This window comes from Saccharobesus litoralis, assembly GCF_003063625.1.
Classification (GTDB): domain Bacteria; phylum Pseudomonadota; class Gammaproteobacteria; order Enterobacterales; family Alteromonadaceae; genus Saccharobesus; species Saccharobesus litoralis.
Map to the genome: position 1 here is coordinate 2,445,301 of NZ_CP026604.1, position 15,877 is coordinate 2,461,177.

General features: G+C 42.0%; 14 protein-coding genes. 13 read left to right on the top strand and 1 reads right to left on the bottom strand.

Annotated features, from left to right (window positions below; translation table 11 throughout):
* Positions 1 to 52 precede the first annotated feature (52 nt).
* The 8 genes from hemC (at position 53) to C2869_RS08575 (ending at position 9,071) form a co-directional block, all read left to right on the top strand.
* The gene (gene hemC, locus C2869_RS08540) at positions 53 to 979 is read left to right on the top strand and encodes a hydroxymethylbilane synthase (protein ID WP_108602535.1); all 927 of its coding nucleotides are present in this window, start codon (positions 53 to 55) and stop codon (positions 977 to 979) included.
* On the top strand, positions 969 to 1,745 hold the full coding sequence (locus tag C2869_RS08545; protein ID WP_108602536.1) for a uroporphyrinogen-III synthase: 777 nt from the start codon (positions 969 to 971) through the stop codon (positions 1,743 to 1,745). The genes hemC and C2869_RS08545 overlap by 11 nt, the downstream gene beginning before the upstream one ends.
* 27 nt (positions 1,746 to 1,772) lie before the next feature.
* Positions 1,773 to 3,323 (top strand): uroporphyrinogen-III C-methyltransferase, encoded by a 1,551-nt coding sequence (locus tag C2869_RS08550; RefSeq protein ID WP_108602537.1) that lies wholly within the window; start codon positions 1,773 to 1,775, stop codon positions 3,321 to 3,323.
* Positions 3,320 to 4,492, top strand: a complete 1,173-nt coding sequence (locus tag C2869_RS08555; RefSeq protein WP_108602538.1) for a heme biosynthesis HemY N-terminal domain-containing protein — start codon at positions 3,320 to 3,322, stop codon at positions 4,490 to 4,492. The genes C2869_RS08550 and C2869_RS08555 overlap by 4 nt, the downstream gene beginning before the upstream one ends.
* Before the next feature lie 400 nt (positions 4,493 to 4,892).
* On the top strand, positions 4,893 to 5,717 hold the full coding sequence (locus C2869_RS08560) for an arylamine N-acetyltransferase family protein (RefSeq protein WP_108602539.1): 825 nt from the start codon (positions 4,893 to 4,895) through the stop codon (positions 5,715 to 5,717).
* 120 nt (positions 5,718 to 5,837) lie between these two features.
* Entirely contained in the window at positions 5,838 to 7,769 is a 1,932-nt protein-coding gene (locus C2869_RS08565) for a lytic transglycosylase domain-containing protein (protein ID WP_159084104.1), read from the top strand.
* A 278-nt stretch (positions 7,770 to 8,047) separates the two neighbouring features.
* A complete protein-coding gene (locus C2869_RS08570; RefSeq protein WP_108602541.1) occupies positions 8,048 to 8,872 on the top strand; it encodes a DUF4097 family beta strand repeat-containing protein in 825 nt (274 codons plus the stop codon).
* Complete coding sequence (locus C2869_RS08575; protein WP_108602542.1) at positions 8,865 to 9,071, top strand: hypothetical protein; 207 nt, start codon at positions 8,865 to 8,867, stop codon at positions 9,069 to 9,071. The genes C2869_RS08570 and C2869_RS08575 overlap by 8 nt, the downstream gene beginning before the upstream one ends.
* Before the next feature lie 552 nt (positions 9,072 to 9,623).
* Here C2869_RS08575 and metJ read toward each other — a convergent pair.
* Positions 9,624 to 9,956, bottom strand: a complete 333-nt coding sequence (gene metJ, locus C2869_RS08580; RefSeq protein WP_108602543.1) for a met regulon transcriptional regulator MetJ — start codon at positions 9,954 to 9,956, stop codon at positions 9,624 to 9,626.
* Between the two features lie 291 nt (positions 9,957 to 10,247).
* Between metJ and metB the strand changes: the two genes are divergently transcribed.
* From metB to C2869_RS08605, 5 genes are all read left to right on the top strand, one after another.
* Positions 10,248 to 11,402 carry a cystathionine gamma-synthase gene (gene metB, locus C2869_RS08585; protein ID WP_108602544.1) on the top strand — a complete coding sequence of 385 codons (1,155 nt, stop codon included), beginning with the start codon at positions 10,248 to 10,250 and terminating at the stop codon, positions 11,400 to 11,402.
* Positions 11,403 to 11,664: 262 nt separating this feature from the next.
* On the top strand, positions 11,665 to 12,678 hold the full coding sequence (argC, locus tag C2869_RS08590; RefSeq protein ID WP_108602545.1) for an N-acetyl-gamma-glutamyl-phosphate reductase: 1,014 nt from the start codon (positions 11,665 to 11,667) through the stop codon (positions 12,676 to 12,678).
* Complete coding sequence (gene argB / locus C2869_RS08595; RefSeq protein WP_108602546.1) at positions 12,678 to 13,460, top strand: acetylglutamate kinase; 783 nt, start codon at positions 12,678 to 12,680, stop codon at positions 13,458 to 13,460. Before argC ends, argB begins: the two co-directional genes overlap by 1 nt.
* A 34-nt stretch (positions 13,461 to 13,494) precedes the next feature.
* Positions 13,495 to 14,403 carry an ornithine carbamoyltransferase gene (locus tag C2869_RS08600; protein WP_108602547.1) on the top strand — a complete coding sequence of 303 codons (909 nt, stop codon included), beginning with the start codon at positions 13,495 to 13,497 and terminating at the stop codon, positions 14,401 to 14,403.
* Positions 14,404 to 14,542: 139 nt separating this feature from the next.
* On the top strand, positions 14,543 to 15,754 hold the full coding sequence (locus tag C2869_RS08605; RefSeq protein WP_108602548.1) for an argininosuccinate synthase: 1,212 nt from the start codon (positions 14,543 to 14,545) through the stop codon (positions 15,752 to 15,754).
* The last annotated feature ends 123 nt before the right edge of the window (positions 15,755 to 15,877 follow it).

Here is a 15,877-nt window from a genome sequence, read left to right on the forward strand (position 1 = left end):
CAAAGCGTTCCTTAATTAAATTCACGAAATTAACAAACACATTAAACCTATTATGAGCAAAACGTTACGTATCGCCACTCGAGAATCAGCACTCGCCATGTGGCAGGCAGAATTTGTTAAAGCTGAGCTAGAAAAGCATCATCCTGATCTAAACGTTGTGCTTCTGCCAATGAAATCGCAAGGCGATAAAATATTGGATACTCCTTTAGCGAAAATTGGCGGTAAAGGTTTATTTATTAAAGAGCTCGAGCAAGCCATGCTGGAAGGTAAAGCAGATATTGCTGTGCATTCAATGAAAGACGTACCCATGGAGTTTCCTGAAGGGTTGCAATTGGCGGTGATCTGCGAGCGCGAAGACCCGCGTGATGCTTTTGTATCAAACCAATACCAGAGTATCGACGAATTACCGCAAGGTGCTATTGTTGGCACTTCAAGCTTGCGTCGTGAATGCCAATTAAAGGCTTATCGACCTGATCTACAAATCAATTTTTTACGCGGTAACGTTAATACCCGCTTACGAAAATTAGATGAAGGCCAATACGACGCGATTATTCTGGCTTCTGCTGGGTTAATTCGTTTAGAAATGCCAGAGCGAATTAAGCAATACATTGCGCCTGAATTGATTTTACCAGCGGTAGGTCAAGGTGCTGTGGGTATCGAAAGCCGTAGCGGTGATGATGAAACATTAGCCCTGTTGGCACCATTAGCCCATGCGCAAACTACAGCGCGATTAACCGCCGAACGAGCTTTTAACAAGACCTTGAATGGTGGTTGCCAAGTACCCATTGGTGGATTTGCAACATTAGCGGGTGATGAAATCACGTTCCGTGGTTTAGTGGCTTCAATTGATGGTAAGCAGCGATTTGAGTTTCAAGCCAAGGCTCCAATTAGCCAAGCGGAACAGTTAGGTCAAAATGTGGCAGAGAATTTGTTGGCTCAAGGTGCTGGCGAGGTCTTAAAAGCCGTTTATGGCGACTAAATTACTTAGCGTTTTCAATCCAAGGTTTGGCTCCAAAGGTCAAGCCTTACATCAAGCACTGCAGAATGAAAACTTTACGCCCTTGTCGATCCCATTGTTGGCCATTGAAGTTGGTGTAGATAAAACGTGCTTTTACCATGCTATTCGCGATAGCCTTGCTCGCAATCTTGCACCAAGATTAATTGTTACCAGTGCTAATACCTTATCCGCTTTTGAACAGTGTGATGCTGCAATAAAAAAACAATTAATTAATTGGCCCTGTTTTGCTATAGGTAAAGCCACTCAGCAGGCTTTGTTAGCGTATGGTTTTAAACAGGTTTGCTGCGCCGATAGCGATACATCGGAAGCGTTACTCGCTAAAATTAAACTTGGATCTACTGATCAACAAACATATTGGATAATTAAAGGCGAAGGCGGTCGCAATACTTTGTTGCAAGGACTCAAACAACTAGACCATCAAGTTGCAACATTTGCTGTTTATAAACGCTGTTGGTTATCTATTAGTTATCAACAAGCTCAAGCAATTGCGCAACAAGATGCTTGGCTTATTACAAGTGGCGAAATGCTGTTACACTTACAACAAGAATTGCAAAATCATGGCGTAAGTTGTCGAGCTTCTACGTTAATTTTTGTACCGAGCCAACGTATTGTCGACATCGCTAGACAAAATCAAATTGAAAACGTGATCAATTGTCAAAGTGCATTAAACTCAAACATGATCACGGTATTAAAAAGTCTTAATAAGGGTTTTAGAGGTACAAATTAAGCCAGTGCCGCTAAGCAAGGTAAATGCATGACTCAAGAACAACAAAAGCAAGATACTGAAACAAACAACAAGCAATCCATTGAACGTGTTGAAAGTGTTGATAGTACTGATGCGCAAGGTGGACAGTCAGAAGCGGATGACAAACCGTCTCGCCAAGCCAGCAGCGAGGCGACTGCTGAACAAACTCAGGCACCGTCAGTTGACAATGCAGCTAGCAAAACCAAACCGGCAGTTGCTGTCGAGTCTGAGTTGCGTGGTGCAGCGCAAACTGTAGTGGTTAAAAAAGGCGGTGCCATTGCCTGGTTTGCCTTGCTATTGGCTTTATTCAGTATCGCGGCTATTGGTTTTCTAGGATGGCAGTTTTGGCTAAACCAACAAAAGTTTGATCAAAGCCAAGCTTTGCTTGAACAGCAACAGCAAAAGCAATCAGAGTGGCAAGCAACTCAAGTTAAAAATCAACAGGCATTTACCCAGCAAGTCGAACGCTTTATTGAGCAGTTTCAGCAACAAGCCCAACAGCAAGCGAGACAAAATCAAACTCAGCTTGATGCACTCATTAAAGAGATCAAGGCAAAAAGTGCTAGCAGTGATGAAGCTACTGCCAGAGCGGATGTTAAGCAACTGGTTTCAATAGCGGGACGAAAAATCTGGTTGGCGCAAGACTTAGTCGGCGCTATCAATGCGTTAGAAGCGGCGCAAGCTAGGATCAGCAAATATAAAAATGCTAAATGGTTACCTTTACGCCAAGCGTTAGCCAATGATATTGGTTTGATCCAAGGCTTACCTCGCCCAGCCACCGAGGACACTTACCTCCAGTTAGTCACCTTGGCTAATGAAATGGCCAGTTTTCCAATTTTTGTTGTCCCTGAGCCGCAGCAACCTAAAGAAGATTTAACCTTATCAAATTCGGTAGAGCATTGGTGGCCTAACTTACTTAAGTCAGCACGCAGCATGACCATAGGCTTTTTTGAAGTGAGCCAGCGGCAAAATATTCAGCCATTGGTATCTCCGAGCCAAGAAGCGAATTTACGCCATAATTTAGCCTCGAAAATGGTTTCGGCACAATTGGCTTTACTTAACAATAAGCAATCAGTGTACTCAGCGTCTTTACTGGATGCGGCAAAGTGGCTTAACGAGTATTACGCGCAAAATTACCCTCCGGTGCAACAAGCGATTAGCAAGTTGAATGAACTAGCGCTAATGCCGATAGTGACAAGCTTTGATCAAGTGAAACTAAGTAGCTTTATCCATGTTGAATCAACGCAACCTAAAATTATAAAAGCCTTGGCCGCACCTAAGTTGTCACAGCCTGCATCGCCGGCATTATCTCAGCCAGAATCTATGCCCGAGGCAGCCGGAACAAAACAAGGGTTGCAAGATAGCCAAGAGTCTCAAAACGAAAACAGTGACAATGCAACCCAAGCGAGTGAGCCACAAACTGGAGTCAGTTCTGAAGATGAGAAGCAATCAGACACACTTGAGCAACCAACGCAATCCAGCGATGGCGGGCTAGAACTGCAAGTAACTCCGAATCAGCCAGGCTCAACCACTGAAGATGAGAGCGAGGCTATTTTATGATCCGCTTAATCGGTCTTTTTCTGGTTTTTAGCATTGTTTTGTTTATCGGCTCGACTTTTTGGGGTGATAAGGGCTACGTGTTAATTGCGATGGGGCAAACCACGTTGGAAACAACTGTGGTCGCATTAGGTTTGATGATGGTGTTTGGTTATTTCGCTTTGCGCATTGTACTAAATATTGTTTTTGGACTTTTTCATGCTGGGCAATTGACCCGAGATTGGCGTAAAAAACGCCGCTATAGCAAAGTCTTAACTAAATTTGAAACGGCGTTTGAGGCGTTGTTAAACCATGAATATGCAGCAGCTGAGAAGTTAAGTTGTCAAACGGCAGAAATAAGCCCTATTAAAAAATCACATTATCTGTTGGCTGCGGAAGCTGCTAAGCAGCAAGGCGAATATGAACGTCAAGCGCAATACAGTTTACGCGCAGTTGAACAAGGTAGTGAAATTGAAAAACAGCTGGCCATTGCGCATACATTAAAAGAAGAAGGGCAAATTAATAAGGCAATCGAGAAAACCGAAGCTTTATTGAAAAAAGATCCCAAACAAAGCCAAACCTTAGTATTACTGGCCATGCTGTATAACGAAGCAGGGCGCTATTTGGCATTAAGTGAGTTGTTAAAGCGTGTAAAACAGTACACTAACTTGCCGAGTGAAATATTTGAAAACTTTGTAAAAAATGCCTACCAAGGCTTGTATCAAGATGCAGTGCAAGTTAAGGATTTAAAGCAAATACATCGTTTGTATGCGGCGGTTAATAAAATCAGTGAGTGGCCAGATAAGTTAAGTTGCTTGTATGTCAATGCAATGATCCAAGCTGGATTTGCCGCCGATGCGGAAAAGTTTATTTTGAAAGCCGCGAAAAGCCAATTAACTCCAGAGTTACTTGAAACAATTAAACGAGTACCCTTTCCGCAACCGTTAAAGTTAATTGCTTGGTTAGAGCAAGAAATTAAGAAATCGCCAGATAATATGTTACTTGTTTCCGCTTTAGGTTATGTCGCCTGTGGTGCACGTGATTGGCAATTAGCACGCAAAGCGCTAGACATAGTGATCCGTCACGAGCCGAGTGCCGAGCATTACTTTAAATTAGCTGATGTGTTAGAGCATTTACAACAGCCACAACAAGCACTTTCTTGTTATAAAAAAGGGGTTAAGCTCGCTGCTTAGTCTTTGGCTTTTATGTAAGTCGAGTACGACAGGTTTAATTAATTCAATTTACTTTAATACGTATTAGAGCTATCGAGTTACTGGATTTTGTTTCATACAAGTCCTAACTATTTACTAAGGGATCGTGGTTATTAAGGATCTGATTTTTTACAAAAATCGATAGGACAAGAGTTTGAATCTAAGCCAAGTTGTTGTTATTTTGTTAAGAAACGCGGTTTAGCATAACCAAAAAATCTAACTACACCTCCTGTTCAACTGATATTGCATAACATATATTTTATGCTTATTTATCACTCTCGTTCGTGGTTATAATCGCCAATTATAGATCATGGTATTGCTAGTTTTCGTCGTCATTGGGTTGATAGTGGCATTTCTAGCATAGTGATAATGGTTATAGAACATGAAATATCAGGCTTACTTAAAACGTATTGGTTACGTAGACCAGCCGCAAGCAGATTTAGCCACTCTAACCGAGTTACATCGTTTACACGCCTTTGCGATCCCGTTTGAAAACTTCGATGTCCATTTGAATAAGGGCGTTGAGTTAAATAAGCAGCATGTGATGAAAAAGCTGGTAGAGCTTAACCGTGGTGGTTATTGCTATGAATTAAACGGTGCGTTTCATGATCTACTGTGTGAAATCGGCTTTAATGTTAAATATCTAACCTCTCGGCCTATGTTTGGCTATGAAGAGGTTCGGCCGAAAACCCATATGATCTTGTTGGTCGATATTGATGGCGTCGATTATTTGGTCGACCTCGGATTTACAGGGCTCAACATAATTGAGCCCATTCCGCTGAGTTTTAATATTGAGCATTGGCAAGCTGGATTTGGCTTTCGCATCATTCAACAACACGATCCGGCATTTTGCGAGAAGGCGGAAGCGACTTACATTATGCAAACCTGTTTAATGGACAGCTCCGATTGGCTTAACTTGTTTAGTTTTGATTTGGTCGAGCAAGCTTATGTCGATTATATTTTACCTAATCACTTCAATTGCACGTCACACCTATCTATTTGTACTCATAAACTCATAGCGGCTATTTACAAACCTAATGGTCGTGTGCGTTTGGTCGATAATCAAGTTAAGTGTGAGCTTGATAATCAAGTGAGTACCTATGTCATACAATCCGCGGCAGAGTTAAAACAGCAATTATTACAGTGGTTTGGTTTAGCGGTTGATGATGAGCAAAGCCAAATTTTGTTTGATGTGGCGATGACATAGCTTGTGATTGTCAGTCAGCAATATCACTACACAAAACTTTACGCGGTTATTTAAGTCAATGGTAGTAGAGTATAGCTATAGTTATTACGACGCCTGTGAAGTACTTGATAAGAGAGGATTGTGCATTTGATTAAACAACGGCTTATTACGTTATTCTTAATCTTGGGTGTGGCTTGGAGTGGCCCAACACTGGTAGCGAAAGAGCTATCTTTACAAGAAAAACGTAAGCTATTTGCCGCCGCAGAATATGACGCCAGTAAAGGCCGTACCCAATCTTATCGTTCCGCTTTACAAAAATTGGGTGATTACCCGCTTGCTCCTTATGTTGAGATGGCTTACCTCAAACGCTATCCGTCATTAAAAAATAAGCAGCGGGTTCGAGAGTTTTTAAATCTGTATACCGGAACACCATTAGAGTGGCCGGTACGCAGTGCTTGGCTGAAGTACCTTGGTAAAAAAGGTGAAGCTGTCACTTACCTGTATGATTTTCGTAAAACCTCTAGTGCTGAATTAAACTGTTATAAGCTGCGTTCCGAATTAGCGATTGGTGGCAAGGTGAGTGTGATCGCTGAACAAATCGCTGATCTGTGGGTTGTGGGCGAGTCACAACCCAAAGCTTGTGATCCCTTGTTTAAACAATGGCAAGATGCAGGTTATCGTTCAGTAGAACACATTAAAAAGCGTATTGAATTAGCCGCTACAGGCGGCAAGCATACTTTATTGCCTTATCTTATTGGCTTGCTGCCGCAGCAAGATCAGGCATGGGGGCAATTATGGCGTAAAGTGAGACGTGATCCGGGGCAAGTGACTCGCCTTAGTCAATTCAAACGCTCAAATGATTACGCACCGATGATCGCGTACGGCTTGCAGCGCTATATATGGCGTAACGAAGATAAAAGCATAGCGACTTGGCAGCTCGCTCAGCAGCGCTACGCATTTACGGCTGAACAGGCATTGGCAGTTAATAAAAAATTTGCCTTAGCGTTGGCAAGCCAAGGTGATGAGCGTGGCTTAGATTACTTTAAACATATCCCAGTCAATGAATTAGACAGCCAGCTTAGACATTGGCATTTAGCTATATTGTTGAAACAGCAAGATTGGGTCGCCATTGCTAGCTTTGTGCAAAGTTTGCCACAAGAGGCGATGGCAGAGTTGTCTAACCAATATTGGTTGTCGCGCGCACAAAAGCAACTCGGTATTAAACACACGGCTGTTAACCGTTTTAAGCAAATTGCTAAAGAACGCCACTACTATGGTTTTTTAGCGGCAGCGCAGGTTGATCAACAAACTCAAATAAACAACTACCCTTACCAAGCACACTATAAACAGCTAGAGGAGTTATCTGAAGCTCCGGGTGCCAAACGTGCATTTGAATTTTTACAGTTGAAGCGCTATACCTCGGCGCGTCGCGAGTGGTGGCACTACAAGCGGACCTTGAGTGAAGACGAAAAAGCCACCGCAGCTATTATCGCCGCGCGTTGGCAATGGCATGATCAAGCCTTGCGAACTATCTCGCAAGCCGGTTATTTAGATGATGTTGATCTGCGTTTTCCGTTAGCATTTGAATCTAAATTTAAGCATTATGCCAAGCAATACAAAATTCCTACTTCACTGGCGTTTGCTGTCGCACGGCGTGAAAGTACTTTTATGACAGATGCCCATTCGAGTGCTGGCGCGCGTGGCTTAATGCAGCTAATGCCGGCTACCGCAAAACAGGTTGCAGGGCGAAAATTGTCGAGCCGTAAACTTTATGACCCCTCGACAAATATTAAGCTGGGTACCAAATATTTGCGTCAGTTGCTAAATAAAGTAGACGATGAATTACCACTAGCGATTGCTTCTTATAACGCAGGTTATCATAGGGTGCGTAAGTGGGTACCACAAGGCGAAGAGATGGATCTCGATCTGTGGATCGAAACTATTCCTTACAAAGAGACCCGTGAATACGTAAAAAGTGTTTTGGCTTACCAGCAAGTTTACTCACAGTTATTAGGCGATCAGCAAAACTTATTTACCCCGATAATTAACAAAAAAATGGGTGTGGTTAAATAAGCTAACTTTTAGCTTATTTAACCTTTCATATATTGTTGTTTATTACTGGAAGTTGTTTATCTAATTGAAATTTAAGGTTTATTTATAATTGGTATAAATAATGAAGTACCTTGTCTAGTTTTGTTAATTTTATAGTCAAAGCGATCAGGTTTTAGGGGAAGCCGTCAAGCTTCGAGGCCCCATGAGCATATGCTCTATTATGTGATTGGGGCGAGTAAGCGCTGACAATGAACCATAAGACCTGAGCGAGAAGACTATACTAGATAAGGGATTGAGTTATGAAAGCACCTATTATTGCACTGTTAGCCAGTGCGTTTGTTACGTTGTCCGGTTGTGTGGTTGTTATTGGAGATAAACAAGACTGGCATAGCAAGCGCCATCACATTGATATTGACCCTAAACAAGCTCAACAACTGCTGATTGATGCAGATGCCGGTAACCTGAATATCACAACGGATGCTAATGCTGCTGAAATTAAGTTAGTCGCCAAGATCCAATCGATAGATAAACATATTGATCCAGACCAAGTTATTCGCATTCGGCGAGACGAGGGCGTGATTTATATCGACTCCAATCAAAGAACCAGCTTCGATTACAGCTGGCGTAATCCGCAAAAAATTGATTTAACCCTTACCCTGCCAGAAAACATGTTGCTTAGTGTCAAACAAGGCAGTGGCGATATGGCGATCAAAGGTAATTATCAAGCGCTTAATATTACAGATGGTTCTGGTAACCTATTTTTAAATGATATTAATGGCCCAGTTGATGTTCATGATGGTAGTGGAAATATTAAGATTACATCAGTGTCTGGTAAGGTTAATATCGAGGATGGTTCTGGGCAAATCGATGCATCTCATATTACCGGTGATACGCAAATTAAAGATGGTTCGGGTGATTTAACCCTCAAAAATATTACTGGCCAGCTATATATTGATGATGGCTCAGGTGATATTAATGCAAGTCATATTCAGGGCTCGGTTAGCGTAGAAGATGGAGCAGGCGATATTAGGATCAAGCAAGCTAACAGCTTTACACTCATCCAAGATGGTTCTGGCGAGGTTAGTTTGAGTAATGTTAACGTTTCAGGAGAGCAAAATGGCTAGCGCAATACGTTTTTTAGTAACGCTTGGTTGTTTAGCTATTGCGTTAATTTTTATGAGCCAAGGCGCGGCACCTTTGGGTGCGGTATTTATTATTCTTGGTATTGTTTTTGAAGCTGTATTTTGGTGGCGTCTTGGCAAACATCTGGGTATGCACAAAAAGGCTAAAAAAATCCCATTAGCAAAAGCTAATGGGATATAAAAGGGGAGATATACAAACACATTTCAATCACAATATTCAGGACTCGTGGTTATTGGATTAGTTCCAAATAAATTTGATCAAAATTAAATTTATTTTTCCGCGGGTTGTAAAGTTGAAGTGTAAGCTTGCTAAGGATTGGTTGTTATTAATGTCACTGACTTATTTATAGTCAAAGCGATCGGGTTTTAGGGGCAGGTTTTTAGTACTGTTTCCAGAAAGAAATGATCAGTTGAATCACTCGCATAATTTACTATCACTAGTGATGTTTTTAGCCATATTTAGATTAAATAAACAACTTCAGGCTGAGCTTGTCGAAGTCTTATTACTTTCTAATTTACCGACACTTCGACTGCTTCGCGCTCAGTGTGAAAGTGATCACCAATGTTTTCAACTAATCAAAATTAAATTGAAAAGGTACTAGTTCCAGACGAAACCTAAGTACTTACATCCATGTAAGCAAAGTCGAGAGTAAGCGCAGACAATGAACCATAAAATCTGAGCGAGAAGACTATATTGAGCGAACTTGTAAGGTAAAAGCCTCACCCACCAAGATTACTCTTCGTCAATTAGTGCATCTTCATCACTAATATCGACATCCATCTCTTGCAAAATTTCGCGCACTAGTTCTGGAATTTTATGCGGATTGTTTTTTTCTAAATCGGTATCGGATGGTAGCGGTTGGCCAGTAAACGCATGGAGAAAGGCTTCACACAATAATTCACTGTTGGTTGCATGGCGCAGATTATTCACTTGGCGGCGGGTTCTTTCGTCAGTGAGTACTTTAAGCACTTTTACCGGAATACTGACCGTGACCTTTTTGACTTGTTCACTTTTTTTGCCGTGTTCCGCGTAGGGATGTATGTATTTGCCGTTCCACTTTGCCATAAAATTTTCTTAGTGCTGGTGCCACTTGCTATCTATTTTTTATTGCGGATAGCTCGGCAGTTGCTTTAACAGGGTTGAGTATTATTATGTAACTGCTTTACAAGGTATAGCAAAGCTACCCCAATATAAATCTAGGTTTTATTCTAACTTGCCGATATGCTTCGTCAAGTAGCGCATTAAATGTCGTTTTGCCTATTTTAATGGCATATATACCTAAATCGGTTTGACTCCGTTGGCTGCAAAGGCTAAATTCTGGCCGTATAGACGTCTGAAAACTCCTAGTAGGATCCCATGAGCAAGAAAACTCTAGCAACTATCGCGGTACGCGGTGGTATTGAAAGCGATAAAAATTACGCTGCGGTTGTGCCGCCCATTTATTTGTCTTCGACTTACGCCTTCGCTGGCTTTGATAAAAAAGGCCCATACGATTATAGCCGCTGTGGTAACCCGACTCGCGATATTTTAGCGGAAACCTTAGCAGAGCTTGAGCAAGGCGAGCATGGAATTGTTACCGCTACGGGTACGGCTGCGATCAACCTTGCTTTGCAATTACTTAGCCCTGACGATCTATTAGTGGTACCGCATGACTGCTATGGTGGTAGTTATCGCTTATTCGTTAATTTAGCGGACAAAGGTAACTTTAAATTAAAAGTTATCAACATGACTAACCAAGCTGAGTTAGATGCCGCGATTGCCGCTAAGCCAAAATTAATTTGGGTTGAAACGCCAAGTAACCCTTTATTACGCATTGTTGATCTTAAAAAAATCTGTGCTCAAGCTAAAGCACAAGGCGCATTAGTTGCCGTTGATAACACTTTCTTAACGCCAGTGTGTCAACAACCATTAACTTTAGGTGCCGATATTGTTGTGCATTCAGCAACTAAATATATCAATGGTCATTCAGATGTGGTTTCTGGGGCATTAATTACCAAAACCAAAGAGTTAGGTGAAGAACTAGCTTGGTGGGCAAACTGTATCGGAATTACTGGCGGTGCATTTGACAGCTATTTAACCTTGCGTGGTGTGCGTACATTAGTGCCTCGTATGCGTCAGCATCAAGAAAATGCCAATAAACTGGTGGCATTATTAGATGGTCATGCCGCAGTTGATACTGTGTATCACCCAAGTTTACCAAGCCATCCAGGGCATGAAATTGCCAAAGAACAACAGCATGGTTTTGGCGCCATGTTAAGTTTTGAACTTAAAGGTGGTGTAGAGCAAGTTACGCAATTTATTGATGCGTTAGAGCACTTTTCATTAGCTGAATCGTTAGGCGGTACAGAAAGCTTAGTTTGTCATCCATCCACTATGACCCATGCTGCTATGGATGCCGAAGCGCAAGCAAAGGCAGGTATTAGCCAAACCTTGATGCGTTTCTCGGTTGGTATTGAAGATGGCGATGAGCTTGTTGAAGATGTGAAGCAAGCGCTAGATTCATTAGTTTAGAGATAAAAATGCATTTAATTTAAATTTTTATTCATTTTTATTGAATAAAAATTCATTTAGATCTAGACTAACAAAAGTGGAGGAAAGCCCGTAAAGGCTTTCCTTTTGTCGTTTTTAATACTCATATTTTTAATTGGCCAAATATTCATCGCTTTTTTATTTTGCGCTGCTAGAATATGCGGTTTTTCAAAATAGTCGGCCATTTACTTAGCTAAGGTAGTTAAGTTGTAAAATTGGGTCAAAATAAGGATTGAAGCAGAAGATGATTAGAGTTTCGATTGTTGGTGCAAGTGGTTATACAGGTGCAGAATTAGCTGCATTAGTTCATAAACATCCACAGTTTCAAATTGCGGGTCTGTACGTATCAGAAAATAGCGCAGACGCATACAAGCCGTTCTCTTCTATTCACGGCCAGTTTGCTTATCAGATTGATCGCACTTTGATCCCAATTGCCGAAAGTCAAATTGGCAAAATTGTGTCTGAGTGTGATGCGGTGTTTTTATGTACACCACATGCAGCGAGTGTTGAATGGGTAGCACAAGCACGTCATCACGGTGCAGTTGTTTTTGATTTATCAGGTGCTTATCGTTTATCTGATTTAAATGTAATCAAAAAATACTATGGTTTCGACCACAAATACCCAGAGTTATTACAGCAAGCTGTATATGGTTTAGCTGAGTGGAACCACGAAGCCATTCGTAAGGCCGATATTGTTGCAGTACCAGGTTGTTACCCTACAGCGTCTTTGTCAGCACTTAAGCCGTTACAAGAAGCGGATCTTATTGATTCAAATGTACTGCCTATTATCAATGCAACCAGTGGTGTATCGGGGGCAGGCCGTCGTGCTAGCTTAACGTCTAGCTATTGTGAAGTTAGCTTAAACCCTTACGGCGTATTAGGTCACAGACACCAGCCTGAAATTGCTGAACATTTAGACCATCCGGTTATTTTTACGCCGCATTTAGGTAACTTTAAGCGTGGTATTTTAGCGACTATTACCTTGAAATTACGTGAAGGCATTAGTGAAAATCAAGTAAACGCAGCCTATGCGAGCGCATATGAAGGTAAGTCGATTGTGCGTTTACGTCAAAGCTGGCCATCAATTGCTGATGTTGAAGGTACACCTTTTGTTGATCTTCATTGGCAGCTTGACCCGCAAACTGGTTACTTAGTGGTTGTATCGGCTATCGATAACCTATTAAAAGGTGCCGCAGGCCAAGCCATGCAGTGTGCTAATTTACGTTTTGGTTATGCATCAAGCAAAGGTCTTATTTAATGACCTCAGCAGTAAAAACCTTAGTGATTAAAGTCGGCGGTGCGTTATTAGAAAACGCCGACTGTTTACGCGCTTTTTTAAAAGAATTAGATCAAATTAGTCAAAGTCAGCCAGTGGTTGTGGTCCATGGCGGCGGTGCTTTGGTGCAAAAGCTCTTGGCTGATTTAGGTCACAAAAGCGAAAAGAAAGACGGTTTACGTATTACCCCAACTGAACACATGCCCTACGTGGTTGGTGGTTTAGCGGGGACAGCTAACAAGCAAATGGTGGCTGTGGGTATCGAAGTGGGTGCTAAGCCGGTAGGTGTTTGTTTAGCGGATGGTGCTGATATTCAATGTCAGGTCAATGATCCTGACTTAGGGTGCGTTGGTGAGGTCGCGCAAGGTTCAGCTGGTCTTATCCAGCATTTGTTAGCGGGTGGTTACTTACCTCTAGTGAGTTCAATTGGCGCAACTGCTGACGGGCAATTACTTAATGTTAATGCCGACCAAGCGGCAGAAGCCATCGCCAAGATTTTAAATGGCCAGTTGGTTTTGTTATCAGACGTTGATGGTATTTTGGATGGTGATAAACAAGTTATCCCAACCATGACGCGTGATGTTGCCGATCAATTGATCGCTGAAGGTGTTATCACTGATGGCATGGTGGTTAAAGTTAATACGGCATTAACTACGGCTAAAACCCTACAAGCGCCAATTGGTATTTTAAACTGGCGTGAACCCAAACTTATTTCACAGTGGTTAGCTAGCAAAGATTGCGGCACCACAGTTGTAGCTGAATAGCCAAAGGCTTTGGCTCGTCAAAACAGGTAGCGAAATGGAAAACTTTTTATCAACTAAAGATCTAAGCAAAGAGCAGATTTTAGATTTAGTTAAATTGGCAGCGGATCATAAGCAGAATCCGGGTAAATATTCGCAAGCATTAGCGGGTAAATCAGTCGCCACTATTTATGAAAAGCCATCTTTGCGTACCCGAGTCAGTTTTGATGTGGGTATTGCCAAAATGGGTGGCCACTCAGTTTATCTTGACCAACAAAATGGTGCCTTAGGTAAGCGTGAGTCTGTTAAAGATTTTGCCTTGAATTTATCTTGCTGGGTTGATTGTATTGTTGCGCGTGTATTTAGTCACAATACCTTAACTGAGTTAGCTGAATTTGCGAGCGTGCCGGTTGTTAATTCGCTATGTGATTTATATCACCCATGTCAGGCGATTGCCGATTACCAAGCTTTGTATGAAGCGCGAGGTAATAGTTTAGAAGGCGCCTCGTTGGCTTATATTGGTGATGGCAATAATGTCACTCATTCTCTCATGCTGGCTGGCGCTATTTTAGGTTTGAAAGTGGTATCTGTTACACCAGTTGGCTATAGTCCAGACGCGCAAATTGTTCAGCTTGCTCAGCAATTAGCCGCTAAAAACGGTGGTGAAATTATTATCAGTAATGATGTTGCGGCGGCTAAAGGGGTCGATGCGATTTATAATGATACTTGGATCTCCATGGGTGACAGCAAGTCGATTGACGACATCAAGCAAATTTTTGCGCCATATCAGACTACAGGTAAGTTAATGAGTGACTTAGGTGCTAAATTCTTTATGCACTGTCAGCCGGTTTACCGCGGTATTGAAGTGACTGATGAAGTGGTTGATAGTGAGCAATCTATCTTAATGGCGCAAGCGGAAAATCGTATGCATGCGCAAAACGCCGTGTTAATGACACTGCTAAAATAATTGTATTTATTGTAGGTCGCCGAAAAATTGTTCCATACATTTTCGGCATTTCCTACATCCTTGTAGGTCGGGCAATTGTTGCCCGATAATGTAAAAGGTAATGTCGGGTTAAAACCCGACCTACAAAGAGAGTAATTTCATGTCAGATATCAAAAAGGTTGTACTCGCCTACTCAGGTGGTTTAGATACTTCGGCTATCATTCCTTGGTTAAAAGAAAACTACAATGGTTGTGAAGTTGTGGCTTTCTGTGCTGATGTTGGTCAAGGCGAAGACGAGTTAGAAGGCATTGTTGAAAAAGCCATCGCTTCAGGCGCTAGCGAATGTCACGTTGTTGATCTTAAAGAAGAATTTGTTAAAGACTATATCTTCCCAATCGTTAAGACGGGTGCGGTATATGAAGGTGAATACCTATTAGGTACGTCAATGGCTCGCCCAGTTATCGCTAAGGCGCACGTTGAAGTTGCGCTTAAAGTAGGTGCTGATGCAGTTTGTCACGGTTGTACAGGTAAAGGTAACGACCAAGTTCGTTTCGAATCTTGTTTCGCTGCGCTAGCGCCACAATTAAAAGTGATTGCGCCATGGCGTGAGTGGGACATGCGTTCTCGTGAAGACTTACTTAACTACTTAGCAGAGCGTAACATTCCTTGTTCTGCTTCATTAACTAAGATTTACAGCCGTGATGCTAACGCATGGCACATTTCACACGAAGGTGGTGAAATTGAAGATCCATGGAACGAGCCGTCTAAAGGCATCTGGACCATGACGGTTGATCCTATGGATGCTCCGGACGAGTCAGCTACCATCGAATTAAGTTTCGATAAAGGTGAGTTAGTTGCCGTTGATGGTCAAAAGTTATCGGCGCATGAGTCTCTAGTTTACTTAAACGAAAAAGCGGCAGCGCATGGTGTAGGTCGTATCGACATCGTAGAAAACCGTTTAGTGGGCATGAAGTCGCGTGGTTGTTATGAAACTCCAGGCGGTACTGTATTAATGAAAGCCTATAAAGCGCTTGAGTGTATGGTATTAGATAAAAACTCACTTAAGTTCCGTGAGCAAGTTGGTCTTGAATTCTCTCACGTGATTTATGACGGCCGTTGGTTCACGCCACTATCTAAGTCTTTATTAGCGGCTGCTGCTTCATTCGCTGAAGAAATCACAGGTGATATCGTCGTACGTTTATACAAAGGTAACTGTACTGTTATCCAACGTCGTTCACCAAACAGCTTGTATAACGAAGAGTTCTCAACTTTCGGTGAAGACGAAGTTTACAACCAAAAAGACGCAGAAGGCTTTATTCGTTTATTCAGTCTTTCAAGCCGGATCGGTGCTTTGAACAAAGCAAGCAAATAATTTGTAGGTCGTCGCTTGCGGCGACTTTGCAGGCTATTTAGCCTATTTGTTTCGGGTTAAATAACTTAAATCCTCTAGCGCGTTTGCTCTAGAGGATTTTTTACCATTTATTCAACTGAGTTT

Excerpts from the sequence above, each read along its gene's own strand:
- C2869_RS08570 (WP_108602541.1), top strand. The coding sequence starts at position 8,048 with ATGAAAGCACCTATTATTGCACTGTTAGCCAGTGCGTTTGTTACGTTG.
- C2869_RS08575 (WP_108602542.1), top strand. The coding sequence starts at position 8,865 with ATGGCTAGCGCAATACGTTTTTTAGTAACGCTTGGTTGTTTAGCTATT.
- C2869_RS08555 (WP_108602538.1), top strand. The coding sequence starts at position 3,320 with ATGATCCGCTTAATCGGTCTTTTTCTGGTTTTTAGCATTGTTTTGTTT.
- C2869_RS08600 (WP_108602547.1), top strand. The coding sequence starts at position 13,495 with ATGGAAAACTTTTTATCAACTAAAGATCTAAGCAAAGAGCAGATTTTA.
- metJ (WP_108602543.1), bottom strand. The coding sequence starts at position 9,956 with ATGGCAAAGTGGAACGGCAAATACATACATCCCTACGCGGAACACGGC.
- C2869_RS08560 (WP_108602539.1), top strand. The coding sequence starts at position 4,893 with ATGAAATATCAGGCTTACTTAAAACGTATTGGTTACGTAGACCAGCCG.
- C2869_RS08545 (WP_108602536.1), top strand. The coding sequence starts at position 969 with ATGGCGACTAAATTACTTAGCGTTTTCAATCCAAGGTTTGGCTCCAAA.
- C2869_RS08550 (WP_108602537.1), top strand. The coding sequence starts at position 1,773 with ATGACTCAAGAACAACAAAAGCAAGATACTGAAACAAACAACAAGCAA.
- metB (WP_108602544.1), top strand. The coding sequence starts at position 10,248 with ATGAGCAAGAAAACTCTAGCAACTATCGCGGTACGCGGTGGTATTGAA.
- hemC (WP_108602535.1), top strand. The coding sequence starts at position 53 with ATGAGCAAAACGTTACGTATCGCCACTCGAGAATCAGCACTCGCCATG.
- argC (WP_108602545.1), top strand. The coding sequence starts at position 11,665 with ATGATTAGAGTTTCGATTGTTGGTGCAAGTGGTTATACAGGTGCAGAA.
- C2869_RS08605 (WP_108602548.1), top strand. The coding sequence starts at position 14,543 with ATGTCAGATATCAAAAAGGTTGTACTCGCCTACTCAGGTGGTTTAGAT.
- argB (WP_108602546.1), top strand. The coding sequence starts at position 12,678 with ATGACCTCAGCAGTAAAAACCTTAGTGATTAAAGTCGGCGGTGCGTTA.